Below are 23,201 nucleotides of genomic sequence, written 5' to 3'. Positions count from 1 at the left end.
ATTCCGCATAAGTCCTTTAAAATTGTATTTTTGCGTTTCAGAAAATACCGTCAGGCTGTCCCGACGTTTCGGGAGGTTTAGGGTCTAATTGTTAGATGCTGAAACAAGTTCAGCATGACGGAAAGTTAAAGAAAGAGAAGAAAATGAGTTATCACTTTAATAAGATCGAAGAGAAATGGCAGAAATACTGGGCAGAAAACCAGACTTTTAAAGCCAACAACGATTCTGATAAACCGAAATATTATGTGCTGGACATGTTCCCCTATCCATCCGGAGCGGGACTTCATGTGGGGCATCCGCTTGGCTATATTGCCAGTGATATCTATGCCCGCTTTAAAAGGCATAAAGGGTTTAACGTGTTGCATCCACAGGGATATGACAGTTTTGGTCTTCCGGCAGAACAATATGCGATACAGACCGGTCAGCATCCTGCGGTAACTACAGAGAATAACATCGCCCGTTACCGGGAGCAATTAGATAAAATCGGGTTTTCTTTCGACTGGAGCCGCGAGGTAAGAACCAGCGAGCCAGATTATTATAAATGGACGCAATGGATCTTTATCCAGCTTTTTGAAAGCTGGTACGACCAGGAAGCAGAAAAGTCCCGCCCAATTTCAGAACTGGAAGAGATCTTTACTTCTGAAGGTAATTCTCGAATAAATGCTGCTTGCGATAATGATACCGAAGAATTTTCAGCAGCTGAGTGGAATAAATATTCTGCAGATGAGAAAGAACAGATTCTTTTAAAATACCGTCTTACTTATTTAGCGGAAGCTGAAGTGAACTGGTGTCCGCAACTTGGGACTGTGCTTGCTAATGATGAAATTGTAAACGGAGTATCTGAACGTGGTGGTTATCCGGTCATCAGAAAGAAAATGACTCAATGGAGCATGCGAATTTCTGCGTTTGCGGAAAGATTGCTTCAGGGTCTTAATAAAATTGACTGGACCGAAAGTCTAAAGGAAAGTCAGCGTAACTGGATCGGGAAATCGGTTGGGGCGCATGTAGACTTTAAGATAAAGGATACAGATCATACAGTTGGGGTCTTCACCACGCGACCTGACACCATCTTTGGGGTAAGTTTTATGACGCTTGCACCCGAACATGACCTGGTTAAAGAGATCACTACAGAAGCTCACCGTGAAGAAGTGGAGGCTTATATCGAAGCCAGTGCCAAGAGAAGTGAGCGTGAACGTATGGCAGATGTGAAAAGCATAACCGGTGTTTTTACCGGGGCTTATGCCGAACATCCATTTACCGGGGAATCTATCCCGATCTGGATAGGGGATTATGTACTTGCGGGTTACGGAACCGGGGCGGTTATGGCCGTTCCTTGCGGTGACCAGCGTGACCATGATTTCGCGAGACATTTCGATCTTCCGATTCCTAATATTTTTGAAAATATAGATGTTTCCCAGGAAGCTTATGCGGGGAAAGAAGGCACAGTGATCGCGAATTCAGATTTCCTCAGCGGACTGGAATATAAAGAAGCATTAAATAAAGTAATTCTGGAACTGGAAAAAACAGGTCAGGGTTACGGAAAAACGAATTACAGGCTTAGAGATGCGGTGTTCAGCCGTCAAAGATATTGGGGAGAGCCTTTCCCTGTCTATTATGTGAACGGTTTACCCAAAATGATAGACCTTGAGCACCTTCCATTAAGATTGCCTGAAGTTGAAAAATATCTTCCAACCGAAACCGGTGAGCCACCATTAGGAAATGCTACCGAATGGGCCTGGGATACAAAGAATAATAAAGTGGTTTCCAATTCTGAAATAGATGATGAAACTGTTTTTCCTCTGGAACTTAATACAATGCCGGGATGGGCAGGAAGCAGCTGGTATCTTTTCAGATATATGGATGCCGGAAACCCTGATCGCTTTGTTTCGGAAGAAGCTCAGAAATACTGGGAAAACGTAGACCTCTACATTGGTGGTAGCGAGCATGCTACCGGTCACTTGTTATATTCAAGATTCTGGACCAAATTCTTATACGATCGTGGATGGCTTACGGTTGAAGAACCGTTCAAAAAGCTGATCAACCAGGGAATGATCCTTGGGACCAGTGCATTTGTGTACAGGCTTGAAGGAGAGAATGTATTTGTTTCTAAAAACCAGATCAAAGGCAATAATGTGCAGCCAATTCATGCAGATGTTTCTTTGGTAAACGCTTCAGATGAGCTGGATATAGAAGGCTTTAAAAAATGGCGTCCGGAATTTGCCGATGCTAAATTCCTAACCGAAGATGGAAAATATATCGTTGGTAGAGAAGTGGAGAAAATGTCCAAATCCAAGTACAATGTCGTGAACCCAGATGAGATCTGTAAAGATTACGGGGCAGATACCTTAAGAATGTACGAAATGTTCCTTGGGCCGCTGGAACAGGCGAAGCCATGGAATACCGCCGGGATCACCGGGGTACATAGCTTCCTGAAGAAACTCTGGAAACTTTATCATGAAGGGGACGACTTTTCTGTTTCAAACGAAAAGGCTTCGGCAGATTCGTTAAAGACCCTGCATAAGACCATTAAAAAAGTAACCGAGGATATTGAAGAATTCAGCTTTAATACTTCTGTATCAACTTTTATGATCTGTGTGAACGAGCTTACCGCTCAAAAGTGCAATAGCCGAGAGATCCTTGAGCCATTAGCGGTGCTTATCGCTCCTTATGCTCCTCATATCGCGGAAGAGCTTTGGGAAAAACTGGGGAATTCAGATTCTATTACCACGGCAGAATATCCCGTTTTTGAGGAAAAATATCTGGTAGAAAGTACTAAGAACTACCCGGTTTCCTTCAACGGGAAGATGAGATTTACCATGGAGCTTCCTTTAGATATGGGTAAGGATGAAATTGAACAGAATGTAATGAACGATGAGCGCACTCAAAAGCAATTAGACGGGCGTACACCGAAAAAGGTGATCGTTGTGCCTGGCAAGATTGTGAATATTGTAGGCTAGTTGCAATAAGAGAAAATATAACTTGTAAATTACCGCTTTCGGAAGAGAGCGGTTTTTTTATGCATTTTCGTCCCGCTGTCCCGATCCTTCGGGAGTTTCAGCATCGCTCAATAACGGGAGGATAACGAAGGATTATCCTAGGTAGAGTTCTACAAGGCCTTCAGGAGTAATAACCCTGATCTGTTTATTTTTTTTATCCACTTTTTGAATGAATTCATCATTCATCGGGATCAAGATCTGTTTCCCCTCTTTGTCTATTTCGAATAAAGCCTGGGATGTGGTGTCATTTATAGAAACAACTTTGCCAATATTCCCATGTTCTGCATCAATAACATCAAAACCAATGATCTCGTGGAAGTAGAATTTATCTTCCGGAAGTTCGGGGAGCATGGTGAGGGGTAGATATACATCGGTGCCAATCATATCCTCGGCATCATCCTCTGTATCTATATCTTCAAATTTCGCTCTTAACAGGGTGCTTTTGTGCAGGTAAGAGCGCTCAATAAAAAATGGAACCAGATTATCGTTGTATTCAACGAGTACTGATTCCATTTCTGTGTAAGTTTCAGGCTCATCGGTGTCAAGTTTTATGAGCACCTCACCTTTAAAGCTAAATTTTGCAACGATCTTTCCCAGGTAGAAGCATTCTTCCTTAGTCATTGCAATTGCTGTTTAAGCGTCTTTTTTGTCTTCAGTTTTAGCTTCTTCTGCAGTTGCAGCTCCCACTTCTTCTTCAGCATTTTCAACGGTAGCTTCGTCTGTAGCTTCTGCAACCGCAGCAGCCTCAGCAGCAGCTTTCGCTTCAGCTTCCTCAGCTTCTTTGAATTCAGCTTCACGCTTAGCGTTAGCTTCTTTCTCAGCTTCCAGAGCTTTAGCTTTTTCAGCTTCCTGAGCTTTGCTCAAAGAGTCTTTTTTAGCTCCTATCTTTCCTTCTTTTTCTTCTAACCATGCCTGGAATTTCTCCTCAGCCTGCTCTTCAGTTAATGCTCCTTTTTTCACACCTACTGCTAAGTGTTTTTTAAGTAAAGCTCCTTTGTAAGAAAGGATAGCACGAGCGGTATCTGTTGGTTGAGCACCGTTTTGTAACCACTTAACAGCTCCGTCTACATCAAGTTCGATAGTAGCAGGATTTGTGTTAGGGTTATAGATTCCCAATTTATCCAAAAATTTACCGTCTCTTTTTGCGCGAGTATCCGCAGCAACAATCCAGAAAAAAGGTTTTCCTTTTTTACCGTGTCTTTGTAATCTTATTTTTACTGGCATAAAAATTAAATTTTGGGGTTCGCGACCCCGGTTATTAATAAGTGTGCAAAGATACTACATTTTTCTAATTTTATGCTTTTTCCTCTTAAAAAAAATGGAGTGTATTTTATTGCTGCCCAGTTAGTTTTAGTTTGTGCTTTAGGAAGATTTTTAGTTAAAAAGAATGACTGCTGTTAAAAGAGGTTAATTAGTGCTAAACCCTGTTAAATAGGTTGTTGGAGGCATGGGTCAACCTTATCTTTACTCGACAGAAAAACAGAAAAATTTTAAGCTATGAGTTATTCAAGTGAGATATCTAAAAAATTAAACGAGTTATTAGAAAAGAATTATGATGCTGAGAAAGGATACAAACTGGCTGCAGAAAAAGTAGACCATCAGCAATTGAAAACATTCTTTACCCAAAGAGCTCAGGAGCGTTATGATTTTGGTCATGAATTGAAGTCCGAGATCAGAAATTTCGGTGAAGAACCGGATAAAGGTTCCAGTCTGGCAGGTGATGTACACAGATCGTGGATGAATTTGAAAGCAAGCCTTTCTGGCGACAAGGATGAAGCTGTACTTGAAGAAGCAATTAGAGGTGAAAAAGCTGCTATCGAGGAATATGAAGATATTCTTAAGGATTCAGATATCCCGGCATCTACAGGTAATATTTTGCTAAAGCAAAAAAACGCTATTGTTGCAGCATTAAATGAAGTAAAGACCTTAGAAAACCTGGCATAAGTATGCTATTTTATAAGTCCTTCGGTAAATGTCCCAAAAAATACCAAACAGGAAGGATTATAAACCCACAGATGCGAACAATGTTTGATTGAAGTAGTAGTAGTTTTTAGCGTTCGTATCAGGCCTCACAAATTATCTGAATTTTCAGAATTTTGTGAGGCTTTTTTTATGGTTAATAATTCCTGAAAACAAAGTTTTATTTCAGGAATAAAGTTCCTTATTTTAGCCCGGATGGTTTAATTTTGCGAACCATCTTTTTTCTTCTTACAAGTTTAAAATACATAAGGAATGTACCTCATTTTTGATACCGAAACTACCGGTCTTCCCAAGCGCTGGGACGCCCCGCTAACCGATTCTGATAACTGGCCCCGATGTATACAAATCGCCTGGCAGGTACATGATGAGATGGGAAACCTGGTAGAAAATCAGGATTATCTGGTGAAGCCGGAAGGTTTTGATATTCCTTATGATTCAGAACGTATTCACGGGATCTCTACAGACCTTGCAAAGGAGCAGGGGATTCTTCTGGATGAAGTACTGGAAAAGTTCAATGCAGCCTTACAGAAATCTAAATTCGTAGTAGGTCAGAATGTTGGTTTTGATCTTAATATAATGGGCGCCGAGTTTATAAGAAGAAATTTTGAAAATTCCCTTCAGGAAATGCCGGTTCTGGATACCTGTACCGAAAAAACGGCTGAACTTTGCAAAATTCCTGGTGGTCGCGGTGGTAAATTCAAATTACCAACGTTAACTGAATTGCACAAATTTCTTTTTGATGAAGCTTTTGCCGAGGCTCATAATGCCACTGCTGATGTGGAAGCAACTACACGTTGTTTCCTGGAATTGATAAGGCAGAGGATCTATACTAAAGAGGAGCTGGATGTTCCTGCAGATTATTTCGAGAATTTTTCTGAAGCAAACCCACAAAGGATAGAATTAATAGGCCTGAAGCATATTAATCTTAAGAAAGCTTCAGATAAAATTAGAAAGAAACTCGAGAAGCAACAGCCTTCAGATGATATTACCAGTGAAGAGATCCAGGAAAACCTGGAAAAGCTGGATGAAGTTCCATTTGCACATTTGCATAACCACTCGCAGTTTTCGGTATTACAGTCTACCATAAGTATTCCAGATCTTGTAAATGCCGCCGCAGAAGAGGGTATGAATGCCGTGGCTCTTACAGATCATGCAAACATGATGGGAGCTTTCCACTTTGTAAAAGAAGTTGGGAATTACAATAAAAGCGTTAAAGAACATAATGCGACCGCTGAGGAAAATGGGGAAGACCCTAAAAAGCCTTTAAAAGCAATTTTGGGGTGTGAATTTTTTGTCTGTGAAAATCATTTAGATAAGAGCAGGAAGGATAATGGTTACCAGGTAGTCCTTTTGGCGAAAAATAAAAAAGGATATCATAACCTGGCTAAAATGTCTTCCAAAGCCTATACAGATGGGTTTTATTATGTGCCTCGTATAGACAAGGAGGTTATAAAACAATACAAAGAAGACATCATCGTACTTACCGGAAATTTATACGGAGAGGTGCCCAGTAAGATCCTGAATGTAGGTGAAAAGCAGGCCGAAGAGGCATTGCTATGGTGGAAACAGGAATTTGGCGATGATCTTTATATCGAGTTAATGCGTCACAACCAGGAAGATGAGAACAGGGTGAATCCTGTTTTAGTTGAATTCTCCCGAAAGCATGATATTAAATTAGTTGCGACCAATAACACCTATTACTGGAAGCAGGAAGATGCCAATGCTCACGATATTTTGCTTTGTGTTAAAGACGGGGAGAAGCAGGCGACCCCAATAGGTCGCGGTCGTGGTTACCGTTATGGTATGCCTAATGAAGAATATTATTTCAAGTCTGGTAACGAAATGAAGAAACTCTTCAAAGACCTGCCAGATGCTATTAGTAATATTCAGGAAGTAGTAGATAAAATTGAACCATTTGAACTGGCCCGCGATGTATTACTTCCAAAATTTGAGATCCCTGAAGAATTTCAAAGTGAAGAAGATCTTGTTGATGGCGGAAAAAGAGGAGAAAACGCCTTTTTAAAACATATTACTTTTGTGGGCGCCAGGAAGCGCTACTCCGAAATTACTCCGGATATTGAGGAACGGCTGAATTTTGAGTTATCGGTAATTGAAAATACCGGATATCCCGGTTACTTCCTTATCGTGGAGGACTTTATTAGAGCGGCCCGGGAAATGGGCGTTTCTGTAGGTCCGGGACGTGGATCGGCAGCAGGTTCTGCCGTGGCTTACTGCCTGGGAATTACCAATATTGACCCCATTAAGTACGATCTGCTTTTTGAGAGATTCCTGAATCCCGATCGTGTGAGTATGCCTGATATTGATATCGACTTTGATGATGAAGGCCGAAGCCGGGTGATGGATTATGTGATCAAGAAATATGGTGCTAACCAGGTAGCGCAGATCATTACCTATGGTACCATGGCGGCCAAGTCTTCTATTCGTGATACAGCACGGGTACTGGATCTACCCTTGATGGATTCAGACAGGATCGCGAAGCTTATCCCCAATACCAAGCTTGGTAAGCTGTTCGCAATGGATGATAAGACGATCAAGTCTAAATTTCGCGGGGACGAAATTGAAAATATAAACGAACTTTTTAATATTTCAGAAGGAGATGACCTGGAAGCTGAAACGGTGAACCAGGCCCGGATCCTTGAAGGTTCAGTTCGAAACACCGGTATACATGCCTGCGGGGTGATCATTACCCCCGGGGATATTACCAATTATGTACCGGTCTCGGTAGCTAAAGATTCAGACCTTTATGTGACCCAGTTCGATAACTCGGTGGTAGAAAGTGCGGGTCTGCTAAAAATGGATTTCCTGGGTCTTAAAACGTTAACCCTGATCAAGGATACGGTCAAGATCGTTAAAGGTAGACATGATATAGACCTGGATCCCGATAATTTCCCGCTGGATGATGAGGAGACTTATAAATTATTCCAGAGGGGTGAAACCATTGGGATATTTCAGTATGAATCTCCGGGGATGCAGAAACACATGCAGGCGCTAAAGCCAACCGTTTTTGATGACCTTATTGCCATGAATGCGTTATATCGTCCGGGACCTATGGAATATATACCAAGTTTCATTGCGAGGAAACATGGTGATGAAGAGATATCGTATGACCTTCCTGAAATGAAAGAATACCTGGAAGAAACATATGGGATCACTGTTTACCAGGAGCAGGTGATGCTTCTTTCGCAGAAACTGGCTGGCTTTAGTAAAGGTGAAGCTGATATGCTTCGTAAGGCCATGGGTAAAAAACTGGTCGCTTTACTGGCGCAGTTAAAACCGAAATTCATTGGTGGAGGAGAAGCCAAAGGACATCCGTCTGAAGTACTTGAAAAAATATGGAAAGACTGGGAAGCCTTCGCTTCGTATGCATTTAACAAGTCCCACTCGACCTGCTACGCCTGGATCGCTTATCAGACGGCTTATTTAAAAGCGCATTACCCTGCAGAATATATGGCGGCGGTGCTTTCCAATAATATGAACGATATCAAGCAGGTTACCTTCTTTATGGAAGAATGTAAGCGCATGAAGCTAAAAGTACTTGGACCTGATGTTAATGAATCTTACTATAAATTCTCGGTTAATAAGGAAAATGCGGTAAGATTTGGAATGGGAGCGATCAAAGGAGTAGGTTCCGGAGCGGTTGCGACCATTGTAGAAAATAGAAAAACTAAAGAAGGCCCATATCGTTCCATTTTCGATATGGCTAAAAGAATAGACCTGAGGGCAGCAAATAAAAAGGCATTTGAAAATCTTGCCCTGGCGGGAGGGTTTGATGGTTTTGGTACAACCCACAGAGCACAGTATTTCCACGATGATGGCAATGGGATGAGCTTCCTTGAAAAAGTGGTGAAATATGCGCAGAAGTTCCAGGAGAGTCAGAACTCTTCTCAGGTAAGCCTGTTTGGAGAGGCCAGTGATGTGCAAATTCCCGAGCCTGAAGTACCTCCCTGTGAAGAATGGGGAACCATGGAAAAACTACGTCGTGAAAAAGAGGTGGTGGGAATATATATTTCAGGTCACCCGCTGGATGATTTCAAAATAGAAATGAGCTATTTCTGTAACGGGAAATTATCAGATTTCAGAGATCTCAATGCAATTGTAAACAGAGATCTTACCATTGGTTGCGTGGTCGTGGATGTACAGCATCGTGTTTCCAAAAATGGAAAAGGATGGGCGATCTTCACCGTGGAAGACTATGACGAATCCTATGAATTCAAAATATTCGGGGAAGAGTATTTAAGGATGAAGCACTTTTTTGTGCCTAACAATTTCATTCATATGAAAGTCTTTGTAAAAGAAGGCTGGACCAATAAGGACACAGGAAAAAAAGGAGAGCCAAGGATACAGTTTCGCGAAATAAACCTGCTGCATGATGTATTGGATAAAAATGCTAAGAAACTGACTATACAGATGAATATTAATGATCTTAAAAATGAGAAGATAGAGTGGCTAAAAGATACTTTTATGTCTCATAAGGGTGATTGCCACCTGAATTTCGTGGTGTATGAAATGGAAGAGCAGGTGAAACTGCGCATGCCCAGCAGGAAGCATAAGATCAAAATATCGCAGGAGCTTATTGAAGAGTTGGAGAAGGAGCAGTTCATGTATAAACTGAACTAGCCCACTTATAAAATCGTGAAGCTAGGCCTGTATCAACTCCTTTGCTTAAGTTCCTGAAACTCCCGAAGCATCGGGACAGGATGACGGGTAAGTAGAGAACCTGGGCCAGGGATTGAGGCAGGCTACCGTGTAGCGCCGAAAGCCCGGTCGCCCGAAGCGACAGCGTAGGGTGAGGCCCCCAGATAAAACGAACCAATAAGCTCATAGTCAAATGCAATATTGGGGATGTAAGGATTAATTATTTTATTGACTACTTTTACGAATCAAATTAGAAACATAAAAAATAACATATTATGGCTGTTGAAATAACCGACGCGAATTTTGAAGAGCAGGTACTTAAAAGTGATAAACCTGTAATGGTAGATTTTTGGGCTGCATGGTGCGGACCTTGTAGAATGGTAGGACCAATCATTGATGAAATAAGTTCTGAATATGAAGGGAAAGCCGTTGTAGGGAAGCTTGATGTAGATGCTAACCAGGAATTCGCTGCTAAATACGGAGTTAGGAATATTCCAACTGTTCTTGTTTTCCAGAATGGAGAAGTAGTAGGACGTCAGGTTGGAGTTGCTCCAAAGCAAACTTATGCAGATGCAATTGACCAGTTATTGTAATAACTGACTTCATATAAAATCAAGCCTCGCAATTCGCGGGGCTTTTTTTATTCATAAAGTATCGGTAATTTCATACACGATGAATATAGAAAAGGAACTTCACGAAACCGGTGGATTTTTAAACCTCGACCTCCTGGCGAAACAGGTGGTGGAGGGTTATATATCTGGAATTCATAAGAGTCCCTTTCACGGTTTTTCTGCAGAATTTGCCGAGCATAAGATCTATAATAATGGGGATAGTACCCGGCATATTGACTGGAAGCTCTTTGCCAAAACCGATAAGCTGTATACCCGCAGATATGAGGAGGAGACCAATTTAAGGTGTCACCTTATATTGGATAATTCGGCTTCCATGCATTATCCGGCTATAAAAAATCAAAGTCTGAGTTCCTTGAATAAAATTGGATTTTCAGTTTTAGCCTGCGCCTGTATAATGGAGATCTTAAAGCGACAGAGGGACGCAGTCGGGTTAAGTGTATATAGTGATGAATTTGAATTCTACGCTCCGGAGAAGTCCAGTGAACGCCATCACCATATGCTTCTGAATAAGCTTGATGATATGTTGCAGCGCTCTGCAAAAAGAAAGAATACCGATACCTATACCTTTTTACATCAGATCGCAGAGAAACTTAAACGAAGATCACTGATATTTTTATTTACAGATATGTTCCAGGCTAATGCCGGGGAGGAGAAATTATTCCAGGCCTTGCGGCATTTAAAATATAACCGCCATGAAGTTATTCTTTTTCATGTGGTAGACGAAAAGAGAGAGCTTGATTTTAACTTCGAGAATACTCCCAGAAGATTTACCGATGTGGAAACCGGGGCTGAGGTGGACCTATATTCAGATAATATCCGGGAAAATTATAAAAATGCAGTGGCAAATTATATCGCAGATCTTAAAATGCAGTGTGCGAAGTACCGTATAAAATATGTGGAAGCAGACATCAATAAAAATTTTGATAATATTATGACGGCTTATTTACTTGAAAAACAAAAGTTTGGATAGGGCCTGAAAAATTAGTTTGAAATATTTTTAAAAAAGGTTTGGTGAATCTAAAAAGGGGCGTATATTTGCCCTCGCAATAACGCAACGGTCTGGTAGTTCAGTTGGTTAGAATACCTGCCTGTCACGCAGGGGGTCGCGAGTTCGAGTCTCGTCCAGACCGCAAAGTTGCAAAGAAGCTCTCCTACAAGGGGAGCTTTTTTTGGCACTAATGATTAGTTGTGTTGTTTGTTCCCTGAGAAGGGAATGTGTAGTTAGCCGAGTTATAATCCTATGTTGTGAGGATTTTGGTTAACCAATGAAAAGCTTTTTTCCATTTAATGGAAGAAGGCTTTTTTGTTTTTATAGGCTGGGCGTTAATTGCTTTCAAATTGTCAAATTCACTCGTTTTTCCATAAAAAAGGGGTGAAAAAAGGGACCACTCTACCTATAAAAAGGAACCTTATTTCTTACCTATCCAATATTATTGCTTTTCAAATTAATATGTATAGTGGAAAGTAGATGTGTATTTCTATATGTATTAACTCATCCTCTAGAGTGTGAAATTATATGGACAAATTCCAGATTTTCCCTCTTCTAATTTTGTTTAACATCCCAATCATTAAAGTGCACAAGCGCCTGATTTTCAGTTTAATATAGCTAAAACTCTAAAATCTTCTTATCTTTTGTCCTCATAACCAAACATTTAGAGATATGAGAAATTTAATTATGATCGTTGTAGCCTGCATGGTATGCTACGCTACAGCAATGGGGCAGGGAGATAACAAACCTGCAAAACTTTATGAAACTATTTATTTGCAGCCAAAAGCAGGGATGGCCAAACAGTTTGAAGAGGGAGTGGCAGCCCACAACAATAAATTTCATGCCAGCGGGAAGGATAACGAGGCTATGCTTAGAAGAGTAGAGTATGGTAATAAAGCCGGTTGGTATGTCTGGGTAATGGGTGGCAGCTATGCCTCGCTAGATAATCGTCCTGAGGATGAATCCCATTCTACAGACTGGGAAGAAAACGTTGGTAAATATGTAGAGGAATATGGCGATGTGGATCTTTGGTCTTATAATGAAGAATTGTCCTATGGAATGGATAAGTTCAAAAATCAAAAAAGGTATGAGACCTGGTCAGTGTATTTAAAACCGTGGGAAAGATACAGATTTAATAATGCCTTGAAAAAAATCAAGGCTGCCCACGAAAAAATGGGAAACAGAACTATGCTGGTTTTTAATTCTGAAGTAAGCAGGAAAGGCGGGCCAGATGTGGGACTGGTATGGGGATACGATAAATTCAATGACCTCGAAACCGATAGTAAAATGATAGAGACCTTTGAGGAAATTCACGGGCAGGGATCCTGGAGATTGTTCCTTGAAGAATGGAAAGATGTGGTTGAGGATGTGGATATGGAGCATCGTTTAAAGATTTAAATCGTATCATTTAAAAAATCTGAAAAGCCTTCGAAGATCGAAGGCTTTCTTTATTGCACCAACCGTGGTTTGAAAATAGTTTAGTTATTCATTTTGGCAGCGGTACTTTTAAGTTGATTAATCTGTAAAAATCGTTTTTCCATTGATGGCTCAAAGGTTTATATTTAACTTCTTAAAGTAAATAGATGAATTCTGCCTTCAGGTCTTTAATATTAATTTCATTTTTCTTGCTGCTAATTGGCTGTAAAAAAAGCAACTCTTCTCAGGAAGCCACTGGAAACAGACTTTCCAAGGCTTCCAGTCCCTATTTAAAGGAACATGAAGATAATCCAGTAGACTGGTATGAATGGGGTTATGAGCCGCTTGAAAAAGCTCAAAAGGAGAATAAGCCAATTATCATAAGCGTGGGCTACTCTGCCTGTCACTGGTGCCATGTAATGGAGGAGGAAACTTTTATGGATTCCTCTGTTGCTGAATTGATGAATAAAGAATTCGTTTCTATCAAGGTAGACAGGGAAGAAAGGCCGGATATTGATAAGATATATATGGAGGCCGCTCAGCGCTTAAATGGAAGCTCGGGATGGCCTCTTAATATTATTGCATTACCTGATGGTAAACCTTTCTATGCCGGGACCTACTTTCCCAAAGACCAGTGGGAAAAGGTGCTAAAGCAGGTAGCCCGGACATATAATGAAGATAAAAGTGAATTTGTGAAGGTTGCTCAGGCTCTTGCTGAAGGCGTACGCCTGGGAAACTCTTTAGACACTTTAAAAAGAAAACCTGATGAGCTTTATACTAAGAGTAGTTATTCCGGAATAATAAAAACCTGGAAGGAAAGGCTCGATATGTATAATGGTGGTTATAAAGGTGGGCAGAAATTCCCGCTTCCGGTTTCCTGGAACGCTTTACTTCAGCATTATTACCTGACCGGAGATGAAGAAGTACTAAAGGCTGTTAATTTGACTCTGGATAAAATGAGCAGAGGTGGGATTTACGATCATCTGGGAGGTGGTTTTGCCAGGTATACGACAGATTCTAAATGGCTGGTGCCGCATTTTGAGAAGATGTTATATGATAATGCCCAATTGATTAGTGTATACTCAAATGCTTATAAGATCACGAAAAATCCTGAGTATGCCCGTATCATCAGAGAAACCATTGCGTTTGTTGAACGGGAGCTGGCGAATGGATCTGGTGGGTATTATTCCTCCATGAATGCCGACAGTAATGGGAAAGAGGGAGAATTTTATGTTTGGAAAAAAGACGAAATAGTAAAATTATTGAATCCTGAGGAGGCTGAAATTTTTCTAGAATTCTACAACATTGAATCTTACGGGAACTGGGAAGAAGGAGATAATATTCTCTATACTAATTATTCAGAAAAAGAATTTGCAGAAAAAGTAAAAATGCAACCTTCAGAAGTTAATCACCTGCTTAGTAGTGCCCGTAATAGATTAATTGCTGCCAGGAATAAAAGAACCGCACCAGCAACAGATCGCAAAATAATTACCTCCTGGAATGCACTTATGATACAGGCCTACCTTGACGCTTATACAGCGCTTGGTCAAAAAGCATATCTGGAAAAAGCAGAGGAGGCGGCAGAATTCATAGAGGCCAATATGTTGACCAGGAATAACCGCATTTTCCGGAGTTATTTAAAGGGTGAATCAAAAATTTCAGGATTTCTGGACGATTATAGTTACACAGCCATTGCATTTCTAAACCTGTACCAGGTTAGTTTCAACGATAAATGGCTGGACAAGGCAGAGAAAATAGTCGTTTATACTATAGCGCAATTCGAAGATAAAGACACGCGCATGTTTTATTATACCTCCAACGACCAGGAGCAGCTTTTCTCCCGGCAGTTTGATATTGACGATAATGTTATTCCGTCTTCAAATTCGGTCATGGCGATGAATCTTATGATATTAGGAGAATTCAAGGCTAATGCTGAATATTCCCGGCATAGTAAAAAAATGCTGCTTCAGGTTTTGGAACAGGTAGAGGAATCACCTTCATTTTATGCAAACTGGAGCAGGTTGCTGGGTATGCAGACTTATGGTATATATGAAGTTGCTATCCTGGGTGAAGAGGCTGCCAGCAAAAATGCCGCTTTGCAAAGTAATTACTACCCTACCAGCTTATTCATGGGTGGTGTCACCGAGCATTTACCACTACTGAAGGGGAAATTAAAACCAGGAGTTACCTTAATATATGTATGCCAGAACAAGACCTGTAAATATCCCGTTTCCAATGTGGATGAAGCCAGACAGTTATTAGGGGACCAAAATGCTATGTTTTCTGAGTTTTTCTGAATTTTAAGTCGCTGAAAAGGTTTCCTTTCTAAAAATTTTTAGACTAATATTCCTATTTAAACTATCTTAAAGCTTTAAAATTTAAAGAATTGAGGTATGGGTTGTCGTTTATTGTATCCCGGCTTTCTGGATTTTTTGAACGAACAAATAACAGACAGGAAACAGTTTCTATATGAATCCATTTATACTTGCTGAAAGTAACTTTAAAGAGATAAGGGATAAAAAGTTCCAAGTGGCCGTACTTACCTGGGGAGCGACCGAAGCTCATAATTTTCACCTGCCGTATGGTACAGATAATTTTCAGATTGAAGCAATTGCAAGAGAAGCAGGAAACAGGGCGGTGAGGGCCGGCGCTGAATTAGTGTTGCTGCCCAATATTCCCTTTGGTGTAAATACGGGGCAGGCAGATATAAAACTGGACATAAATCTTTACCCCAGTACGCAAATGGCCATTTTATCTGATATTCTGGAGGTGTTAAACAGACAGGGGATCGCTAAACTGATCGTTCTAAATGGTCATGGAGGGAATAACTTTAAACCTATGCTCAGGGAGCTTGGCCTCAAATATCCGGACATGCTATTAGTAACCACCAATTTTTTCCAAACTGTAGAAAAAGATAGCTACTTTGAGGAAATGGGGGATCATGCAGACGAAATGGAAACCAGTTTAATGCTTTACCTAAAGTCAGATCTGGTGCAACCGCTGCATACGGCAGGAGAAGGTAAGGAGAAAAAATCCCGTATTAAGGGGATTAGAGAAGGCTGGGCCTGGACAGAAAGAAGATGGTCTTTGGTTACCGATGACACCGGGATTGGCAATCCTTATAAAGCCACGAGGGAAAAAGGAGAACGATATTTCGATGCTGTTTGCGATAAATTAGCCGGATTATTCCTTGAGGTTTCAGAAGCAGACCTTAATAAGCTTTATGAAAAGTAAGACTAATTCTAAGCTATAATTGAAGAAATTTGAATTATTAAAATATACTTATATGGATCTGAAATTGTTTAAAATATCATCATTATTAGCTGCTTTTCTTTTATGTGTATCCTGCACCGGTATAAAGGATACCGCTGTTGAGAGCCAGGTTTCTTCAACTCCTGAAATTATCCCTTTACCTGTGAATGTATCCTGGAAAACAGGTTTTTATTCAGTTCCCGCAAATAATATTATATGTTATGACGACAAATCTAAAGAATCTGCGGCGTGGCTGGAGAGACTTTTGGTTAGTGCCGGTTTGAAACCAACCATGGTGCAGGGTAGTCAGCAAAATTGTGGAAACTGGCAAATTGAAATTGATGAAAACTTGACTGGAAAATTAGGGGAGGAAGGATATGTTCTCGATATCCGCGACAATGGAGTAAACCTGAAGGCAGGGACAAATGTTGGGTTGTTCTATGCTATACAGACGCTAAGGCAATTTTTCCCTGCAGAGGTCGAAAAAACTATTTCTTCCAATTCAAAAATTAATTTGAAGCAAGCATATATTGAAGACAGTCCTGAATTTAGCTGGCGGGGAACTATGGTAGATGTCTCCAGAAGTTTTTTTGGTCTGGAATATCTTAAGGCGCATGTAGACCGGATGGCTTTGTATAAAATGAATCGTCTTCATCTTCACCTTACCGATGATCAGGGATGGCGGATAGAAATAAAAAGTAAACCCAGATTAACCGAGGTAGCTTCTAAAAGTTCAGTTAAAGGTGGTCGTTCAGGATTTCTTACCCAGGAGGAATATAAAGAGTTGCAGGATTATGCTGCTAAACGGAATATTATCATAATTCCGGAGATTGATATGCCGGGTCATATTTATTCTGCATTGCTGGCCTACCCTGAATTGAATTGTCCTGAATTTTCGAATATAGAACCTAAGAAGGCGTTACCACCCAATATTTATGATGGTTATGATGTTGGATGGAGTAGATTTTGCCTTGACAAACCTGAAACTTATGAGTTTGTTTCAGCGGTAATTAGTGAACTGGCAGAAATTACGCAGGGACCATATATTCATATGGGAGGTGATGAGATCGAGGATCCGCTTTATGAGGAATTTGTGGTAAAAGCCGACTCTATTATCAATTCTTATAATAAAATACCCATTGGCTGGGAAGAAGTAACCAAGGCTGAAGTAAGTGAAAATATGATTAGCCAGCAATGGACAGGCCGAACAGACAGCGTGGTAGAGGGATTAAAAGTGATAGAATCCATTTGCAGCCATTTCTATCTGGACCATGGAAATACTTCTAAGCAGCCCAATACCGCTACCTGGTGTAAAGAAGATGGCATAAACCTTCAGGAGGTTTATGACTTTTCTGCCAGTAATCCTAATGTGATTGGGGTGGAGGCTCCGGTTTGGACAGAATATGTACTGGATGACGCTTCCATGGATAACAGGTTCTGGCCAAGAGCAGTTGCAGTTGCAGAAATTGGCTGGACACCCCAGGGAAAAAGGAATTTTCGCAGTTTTACTGATCGTTTAGCGGGCCATGGAGCTAGGCTTTCAAATATGGGGATATATTTCTTTCAAAGTCCGGAGGTGAAATGGAAGGATCATAAAACTGCTCCTGGATTTAACGGGGTTTTCCATGGTTTCACGCCACCGGAATAAATGCCTTTTAAATTGAGATAGGATTAAATAGAGTTAAAACTTCCATCGAACAAAGGCCTCCATAGCTTCATAGTTTGCCAGTCCCAGGTTATGATAGTTAATGGCAGTCTCACGATTTCGCTCTTCAGCTCTTTTCCAGAATTCTCTTTCGTCATCTCCGGGAAATACCGGCCTGTCTTTTTGAGACTGATGCTGGAAAATAGCATTTCGCTTTCTCTGCACCTCATTTGGAGAAAGAGGTACGGCCATTTCTATTTCATGGGTTGCAAATTCGTTCCATGCTCCCCGGTACATCCAGAGCCAGCAATCCTGAGCCCAGTCTTCAGTTTTTCTTACTTGTTTTAATGCTTCCAGGATGATCCTGAAACAGACTATATGTGTGCCATGAGGATCATCAAAATCTCCCGCAGTAAATACCTGGTGAGGTTTGATTTTTTGAAGTAGATCTACTGTTAGTTGTACATCCTGGTCTGTAATAGGTTTTTTTACAGTTTTTCCCGTTTCATAAAAGGGGAGTGCCATGAAGTGTATGTTTTTGTCTTTTAATCCTGCATAACGTGCTCCCGCATAAGCTTCAGACTTTCGTATAAATGCTTTTACATTTCTTATTTCTTCCAGATCTATATCATTAGGTTTTTTATCAGAAAAGAACTCTCTCATTTCAGCATAGGTTTCCTCTAGTTTTGAGGTATCCTGTCCTATACTTTTATTAAAATCTATGGCAAACTCCACATACCTGAGTACGTCATTGTCCCAGACGGCGGTATTGCCTGATGTTTGGTAGGCTACATGTACCTCGTGTCCCTGGTCTACCAGGCGAATAAATGTTCCTCCCATCGAGATGACATCATCATCTGGATGTGGCGAAAAAATGAGTGCGCGCTTGTGGGCCGGCTCCGCCCGTTCAGGTCTCTGGGAGTCATCGGCATTCGGTTTTCCGCCGGGCCATCCCGTAATGCTATGCTGAAGTTTGTTGAATACATTAATGTTTATATCGTAGGCAGATCCTTTTTCCACCACCAGCTGGGCCATGCCGTGGTTATTATAATCTTCATCGGTAAGTTTAAGTATAGGTTTTGAAATCTCTTTGGATAACCAGATGACCGCTTTTTTAATAAGTTTTTCTGTCCAGTTACAGTCTTTAACCAGCCAGGGCGTATCAAATCTGGTGAGTTCTGAAGCTGCATCTTTATCCAGAACAAAATTTACATTTTCTGAAAGTTGGAGATAAGTAGCCGGAACTTTTCCAGAAATTTCACCTTCGACCGTTTTTTTAATGATGGGGGCTTTTTTCTTGCTCCAGGCCATTAAAATGATTTTTCTGGCCTTGAAAATGGTACCTACACCCATGGTAATAGCTTTGACCGGTACATTCTCCTTGCCGCCAAAATCTCTGGCCGCGTCTCTTCTCGTAAGATCATCCAGGGTTACCAGGCGGGTTCCGGAATTTGGAGCTGAGCCCGGTTCATTAAAGCCTATATGTCCTGTTCTACCTATTCCCAGGATTTGAAGATCCAGACCGCCAACCGTGCTTATTTTGTTTTCATAATCAAGACAAAAATCCGGGATTTCTTCTTTCTTTAAAGTCCCGTCCGGGATATGAATATTCTCTCTTTTTATATCTATGTGGTTGAACAAATTCTCATCCATGAAGTAAACATAACTTTGCCGGGCATCGGGCTGCATAGGATAATATTCATCAAGGTTAAAAGTGATAACGTTTTGAAAACTTAATCCTTCTTCCCTGTGCATTCTCACTAAATTGGCGTAAACCTCGACCGGAGTGGCGCCTGTGGCCAGCCCAAGAACAGCCATTTTATTTTCAGATTGCTTCTCTCTGATGATATTCGCAATTTGAAGTGCGACCTCCCTGGAAGCTTCAGATTCATTTTTGTAGACCGTAACGGGGAGTTTTTCAAATCTTGTTTCCTCGAGTAGATTTAATCTTGCCATATGCAGTGCTGCTTGTAAAAAGGATTAAAGAAGTTTGGAATTCCCGTAAAGGTCCGGTATAGATGTGCTCTACTATTAGGGCGATCTCCTGCTTATTTTTTTAAACAGGAGGGGAAAATTTTATCATTTTTTAAACTTTTTTGGGAATCCGGTTTTTGAAATTATAAAAAAATTAATAATGGATATGAATTTATGTGAAAAAAATTGTTTATTTGAGGCTGAAATGTTAAAAAGTTGCTAATAAGGTAGTTGGGTCATTTGATGGAGCAGTTTCTATAACTTTCCCGATTATGAATTCACTTGTCTCCTTTTAAATCTTTTTAAATTTAGAATTGGAAATATCCTTTTAAGAAAATAAGGCATTGATTTTTTTGAATCCGTGGTTTTTAAGGATTTAATTAGATAAAAAGCAATGAATTATGCTTTTTTTAAGATTTATATGTATATTCAACTTCAAACTAAATTAACCAATTATGAATAGAAAAAAGACTACTACTACTGGTGGGGAATTCTCTCCAGGACAGGGCAAGAGTATGTTTTTAAAATTAAGCATGATCTTGCTTTTGTTTATTGTGGGTAACAGCCAATCCCTATTTGCGGCTAACCCGGCAGCTGAAGAAAGCCAAAGAACAATAGCAGGGGTGGTATCAGATCAAACAGGGATGCCTCTGCCAGGTGTGAATGTTTTTATTAAAGGTACGAGTGTGGGAACGCAAACCGACTTTGATGGAAGGTATAGTTTGGATGCCGCTACTGGCGACATTATCGTATTCAGTTATGTGGGCTATGTAACCCAGGAAATCGAATTAGGTGACCAGGATTTACTGGACGTAAGTTTAGAAGAAGATACAAGTCAACTGGATGAAATCGTGGTTCTTGGATATACCCAACAAACACGTGCCGATGTGACCGGCTCTGTATCCTCTGTGAACGTTGAGGAAGCTACTAAGGCTCCGATCGTAAATGCTGCTGAAGCACTTCAGGGCCGGGTTACCGGTGTAACCGTTCAGAATGACGGTTCCCCTGGTGGGTCTCCGGTAGTTAGAGTTCGTGGTTTTGGTACCAGTAATAATAACAATCCGCTTTATATTATAGATGGTGTGCAAACAGATGATCCTTCGATCCTCAATAGTTTGAACTCCAGTGATATTGCACAGATGAACGTGCTTAAAGATGGTGCTGCGGCGATCTATGGTGCAAGAGCATCGAATGGGGTTGTAATTATCACCACTAAAGGAGGTCGTTATGGTATGGCCGGCCCAGCAATATCTGTAGATTCTTATGTAGGATTCTCCAGGGCAACCAATTTGCCAACGCTACTTAATCCTCAGCAGCATGGAGAAATGATCTTCCAGTCTTTAAGAAATGACGGTGCAGAAGTTACTCACCCTCAATATGGGAGTGGTCCCGATCCTGTAGTGCCCACAATGTTAAATGGTGTGCCGGTAGATGTAACCGTGCCTCGGGGAGGTACAGACTGGTTGGATGAGATCTTTCAAACTGCCCCAACCTATAATGGTTCTGTTAGTTTACAAAACGGAAATGAATACGGTAAATTTCTTTTATCGGTGAATTACCTTAAAAGAGAAGGTATCCAACTGGAAACAGGTTTCGAAAGAGCGGTTACCCGTTTAAATTCAGAATTTAAAATTGGTGATCGTTTGAGAGTTGGTAATCACCTGAATGCTTCTTTTAGTAATACCCGTTCAGGAAATCAGGTAAATGAAGCCCTGAGGAATGTGCCAATATTGCCGGTTAGAGATGACAATGGAGACTTTGCCGGAACATATAATGCCGCAGCCGGATTAAGTAACCCAACTAACCCGGTAGCGAATTTGATCAGAGCATCAGACAATTATAATAAGCAACTAAGATTGTTTGGAGATCTTTATGCTACCCTGGAAATTATAGAAGGTTTAAATGTAAAGACATCGATTGCTGCAGATGTGCAAACATATGATGGAAGATTCTTCCTTCCTGTAAACCCTGAGCATTCTGAACCTCGTTCGACAAATACGCTAACAGAACAGGATTCTAATAACTACCAGTGGATCTGGACCAATACGGTTAATTATGGTGGTAACTTTGGAAACCATAGCGTAGATGCTGTAGCAGGTATAGAATCCCTGTCTAACAGACAAAAAGGTAAGGGTATTTCCCGTAATGATTATTTATTTGAAGATCCGGATTTTTACCTGTTGAATAACGGTTCGGGAGATCCGATTATTGACTATGCGTTTGATCAGACCAATACGCTTTATTCAGTATTCGGGAATGTGAATTATAATTTTGCCGGTAAATACTTTTTCTCTGGTACTCTTAGGAGGGATGAGTCTTCAAGATTCCTTGGTGATAATAAAAGTGATTTATTTCCATCATTTAGTGTAGGATGGGTTGTTAGTGAAGAGGATTTTTATCCGGTATCAGCATTTGTAAACAGACTAAAAATAAAGGGATCCTGGGGTGAAGTAGGAAATCAGACTTTGCCGGTAGGTAATCCAACCATCAATATTTCCAGTTTAAACAATCAGGTGGCAGATTATCCTTTCAATGGTAATGGAGGGATAACTTCCGGGGCTATTTTAAGCCAGGTAGGAAATCCAAACTTACGTTGGGAAACCAGTGTTACCAAAAACATCGGGATAGATGCAGATATGCTGGACAGTCGTTTGGAAGCTCGTGTGGAACTATATGAGATCACGACCAAAGATCTGATTACTCAGGATTTTAGTTCTATTAGTACTACCGCGATAGACGCCTCTGCACCATATGTAAACCTTGGGTCCATTCAGAATACCGGGGTGGATTTCAGTCTTGGTTATTACAGTGATCCTGCAGAGGAATTCACCTGGAGTGCCAACCTTAATTTGTCACATTACAAAAATGAGGTGACAGATCTTATTAGTGATTTCCAGACCGGTAATACCGGTTTTAGAGGGGGCGCCCTAACCAGAACCGAAGAAGGTAAACCATTATCCTATTTCTACGGAAGAAAAGTGATAGGTATTTTTGGATCAGAAGCTGAAGTGGCTGCAGCAGCAGACCAGGGATTTGCTTCACCGGCAGACGGAGTAGGCCGCTTTCAATATGCCGATATAGACGGCAACGGAATCATCGATGATGAAGATAGAACAGATATTGGTTCTCCCCATCCCGATTTCACATATGGTTTAAACCTTACCGCTGCTTATAAAGGATTCGACATGTCGGCTTTCTTCTCAGGCTCTCAGGGTAATGACATTTATAATTATCAGAGAATTTTTACAGATTTTCCTCTGTTCTTTAATTCAAACAGAAGTGATCGTGTTTTAGATTCCTGGACTCCTGATAATCCTAATGCCGCTTTACCGGCGCTTAGTCAAACTATTAGAAATAATGAAACGAATCCTAATTCATTCTTTGTTGAAGATGGTTCTTTTTTAAGACTGAGCAACCTGCAAATAGGATATAATTTTGCTGACAATATCGTTGAAAAATTAAGATTCCAGAGCTTGCGTGTTTACGTTCAGGGAACTAACTTGTTCACTATTACCGGCTATGAAGGCCTGGATCCTGAAGTGCCGTCTTTTGATAGCCTTACTTTGGGTGTGGATGCAGGTGGTGGAATCGGCGGCGGTTATGCGCCAGTATACCCGGTGTCTCAGATTTATACATTTGGTGTTAATATAAAACTCTAGTAA

13 protein-coding genes and 1 tRNA gene are annotated in these 23,201 nt (G+C 40.7%); 11 read left to right on the top strand and 3 right to left on the bottom strand.

Going from position 1 to position 23,201, the window contains the following annotated elements; genetic code table 11:
* Positions 1-143: 143 nt before the first annotated feature.
* Positions 144-2,957, top strand: coding sequence for a leucine--tRNA ligase (gene leuS, locus FGM01_RS04535; RefSeq protein WP_143410343.1), 2,814 nt, complete (start codon positions 144-146; stop codon positions 2,955-2,957).
* Positions 2,958-3,089: 132 nt separating this feature from the next.
* Here leuS and rimM read toward each other — a convergent pair whose 3' ends face one another.
* Together rimM and FGM01_RS04525 are read right to left on the bottom strand one after the other, a co-directional pair.
* Complete coding sequence (gene rimM / locus FGM01_RS04530; protein WP_143409934.1) at positions 3,090-3,617, bottom strand: ribosome maturation factor RimM; 528 nt, start codon at positions 3,615-3,617, stop codon at positions 3,090-3,092.
* Positions 3,618-3,629: 12 nt separating this feature from the next.
* Positions 3,630-4,220, bottom strand: a complete 591-nt coding sequence (locus FGM01_RS04525; protein ID WP_143409933.1) for a 30S ribosomal protein S16 — start codon at positions 4,218-4,220, stop codon at positions 3,630-3,632.
* 273 nt (positions 4,221-4,493) lie between these two features.
* Here FGM01_RS04525 and FGM01_RS04520 point away from each other — a divergent pair, with 273 nt between their 5' ends.
* From FGM01_RS04520 to FGM01_RS04480, 9 genes are all read left to right on the top strand, one after another.
* A complete protein-coding gene (locus FGM01_RS04520) occupies positions 4,494-4,940 on the top strand; it encodes a ferritin-like domain-containing protein (protein WP_143409932.1) in 447 nt (148 codons plus the stop codon).
* Positions 4,941-5,228: 288 nt separating this feature from the next.
* Positions 5,229-9,614: a DNA polymerase III subunit alpha gene (gene dnaE, locus FGM01_RS04515; RefSeq protein WP_143409931.1), complete on the top strand. Its 4,386-nt coding sequence runs from the start codon at positions 5,229-5,231 to the stop codon at positions 9,612-9,614.
* Between the two features lie 293 nt (positions 9,615-9,907).
* On the top strand, positions 9,908-10,225 hold the full coding sequence (trxA, locus tag FGM01_RS04510) for a thioredoxin (RefSeq protein WP_143409930.1): 318 nt from the start codon (positions 9,908-9,910) through the stop codon (positions 10,223-10,225).
* A 79-nt stretch (positions 10,226-10,304) separates the two neighbouring features.
* On the top strand, positions 10,305-11,234 hold the full coding sequence (locus FGM01_RS04505; RefSeq protein ID WP_143409929.1) for a DUF58 domain-containing protein: 930 nt from the start codon (positions 10,305-10,307) through the stop codon (positions 11,232-11,234).
* Between the two features lie 86 nt (positions 11,235-11,320).
* Positions 11,321-11,394 (top strand) — tRNA-Asp (locus tag FGM01_RS04500).
* 530 nt (positions 11,395-11,924) lie between these two features.
* Complete coding sequence (locus tag FGM01_RS04495; protein WP_143409928.1) at positions 11,925-12,650, top strand: hypothetical protein; 726 nt, start codon at positions 11,925-11,927, stop codon at positions 12,648-12,650.
* Between the two features lie 185 nt (positions 12,651-12,835).
* On the top strand, positions 12,836-14,965 hold the full coding sequence (locus tag FGM01_RS04490) for a thioredoxin domain-containing protein (RefSeq protein WP_143409927.1): 2,130 nt from the start codon (positions 12,836-12,838) through the stop codon (positions 14,963-14,965).
* Positions 14,966-15,137: 172 nt separating this feature from the next.
* Positions 15,138-15,902 carry a creatininase family protein gene (locus FGM01_RS04485; RefSeq protein ID WP_143409926.1) on the top strand — a complete coding sequence of 255 codons (765 nt, stop codon included), beginning with the start codon at positions 15,138-15,140 and terminating at the stop codon, positions 15,900-15,902.
* Between the two features lie 52 nt (positions 15,903-15,954).
* Positions 15,955-17,568 carry a beta-N-acetylhexosaminidase gene (locus FGM01_RS04480; protein ID WP_143409925.1) on the top strand — a complete coding sequence of 538 codons (1,614 nt, stop codon included), beginning with the start codon at positions 15,955-15,957 and terminating at the stop codon, positions 17,566-17,568.
* Between the two features lie 33 nt (positions 17,569-17,601).
* Here FGM01_RS04480 and nagB read toward each other — a convergent pair whose 3' ends face one another.
* Positions 17,602-19,521 (bottom strand): glucosamine-6-phosphate deaminase, encoded by a 1,920-nt coding sequence (nagB, locus tag FGM01_RS04475; RefSeq protein WP_143409924.1) that lies wholly within the window; start codon positions 19,519-19,521, stop codon positions 17,602-17,604.
* A gap of 473 nt (positions 19,522-19,994) precedes the next feature.
* Between nagB and FGM01_RS04470 the strand changes: the two genes are divergently transcribed.
* Positions 19,995-23,198 (top strand): SusC/RagA family TonB-linked outer membrane protein, encoded by a 3,204-nt coding sequence (locus FGM01_RS04470; RefSeq protein ID WP_243735759.1) that lies wholly within the window; start codon positions 19,995-19,997, stop codon positions 23,196-23,198.
* The last annotated feature ends 3 nt before the right edge of the window (positions 23,199-23,201 follow it).

Origin of the sequence: Christiangramia sabulilitoris (assembly GCF_007050985.1) — a bacterium.
Taxonomy (GTDB): domain Bacteria; phylum Bacteroidota; class Bacteroidia; order Flavobacteriales; family Flavobacteriaceae; genus Christiangramia; species Christiangramia sabulilitoris.
Note: the sequence above shows the minus strand (reverse complement) of the source record. Positions and strands in the feature narration are given on the sequence as shown.

Excerpts from the sequence above, each read along its gene's own strand:
- leuS (WP_143410343.1), top strand. The coding sequence starts at position 144 with ATGAGTTATCACTTTAATAAGATCGAAGAGAAATGGCAGAAATACTGG.
- FGM01_RS04525 (WP_143409933.1), bottom strand. The coding sequence starts at position 4,220 with ATGCCAGTAAAAATAAGATTACAAAGACACGGTAAAAAAGGAAAACCT.
- FGM01_RS04485 (WP_143409926.1), top strand. The coding sequence starts at position 15,138 with ATGAATCCATTTATACTTGCTGAAAGTAACTTTAAAGAGATAAGGGAT.
- FGM01_RS04490 (WP_143409927.1), top strand. The coding sequence starts at position 12,836 with ATGAATTCTGCCTTCAGGTCTTTAATATTAATTTCATTTTTCTTGCTG.
- trxA (WP_143409930.1), top strand. The coding sequence starts at position 9,908 with ATGGCTGTTGAAATAACCGACGCGAATTTTGAAGAGCAGGTACTTAAA.
- nagB (WP_143409924.1), bottom strand. The coding sequence starts at position 19,521 with ATGGCAAGATTAAATCTACTCGAGGAAACAAGATTTGAAAAACTCCCC.
- FGM01_RS04520 (WP_143409932.1), top strand. The coding sequence starts at position 4,494 with ATGAGTTATTCAAGTGAGATATCTAAAAAATTAAACGAGTTATTAGAA.
- dnaE (WP_143409931.1), top strand. The coding sequence starts at position 5,229 with ATGTACCTCATTTTTGATACCGAAACTACCGGTCTTCCCAAGCGCTGG.
- FGM01_RS04495 (WP_143409928.1), top strand. The coding sequence starts at position 11,925 with ATGAGAAATTTAATTATGATCGTTGTAGCCTGCATGGTATGCTACGCT.
- FGM01_RS04505 (WP_143409929.1), top strand. The coding sequence starts at position 10,305 with ATGAATATAGAAAAGGAACTTCACGAAACCGGTGGATTTTTAAACCTC.
- rimM (WP_143409934.1), bottom strand. The coding sequence starts at position 3,617 with ATGACTAAGGAAGAATGCTTCTACCTGGGAAAGATCGTTGCAAAATTT.
- FGM01_RS04480 (WP_143409925.1), top strand. The coding sequence starts at position 15,955 with ATGGATCTGAAATTGTTTAAAATATCATCATTATTAGCTGCTTTTCTT.
- FGM01_RS04470 (WP_243735759.1), top strand. The coding sequence starts at position 19,995 with ATGAATAGAAAAAAGACTACTACTACTGGTGGGGAATTCTCTCCAGGA.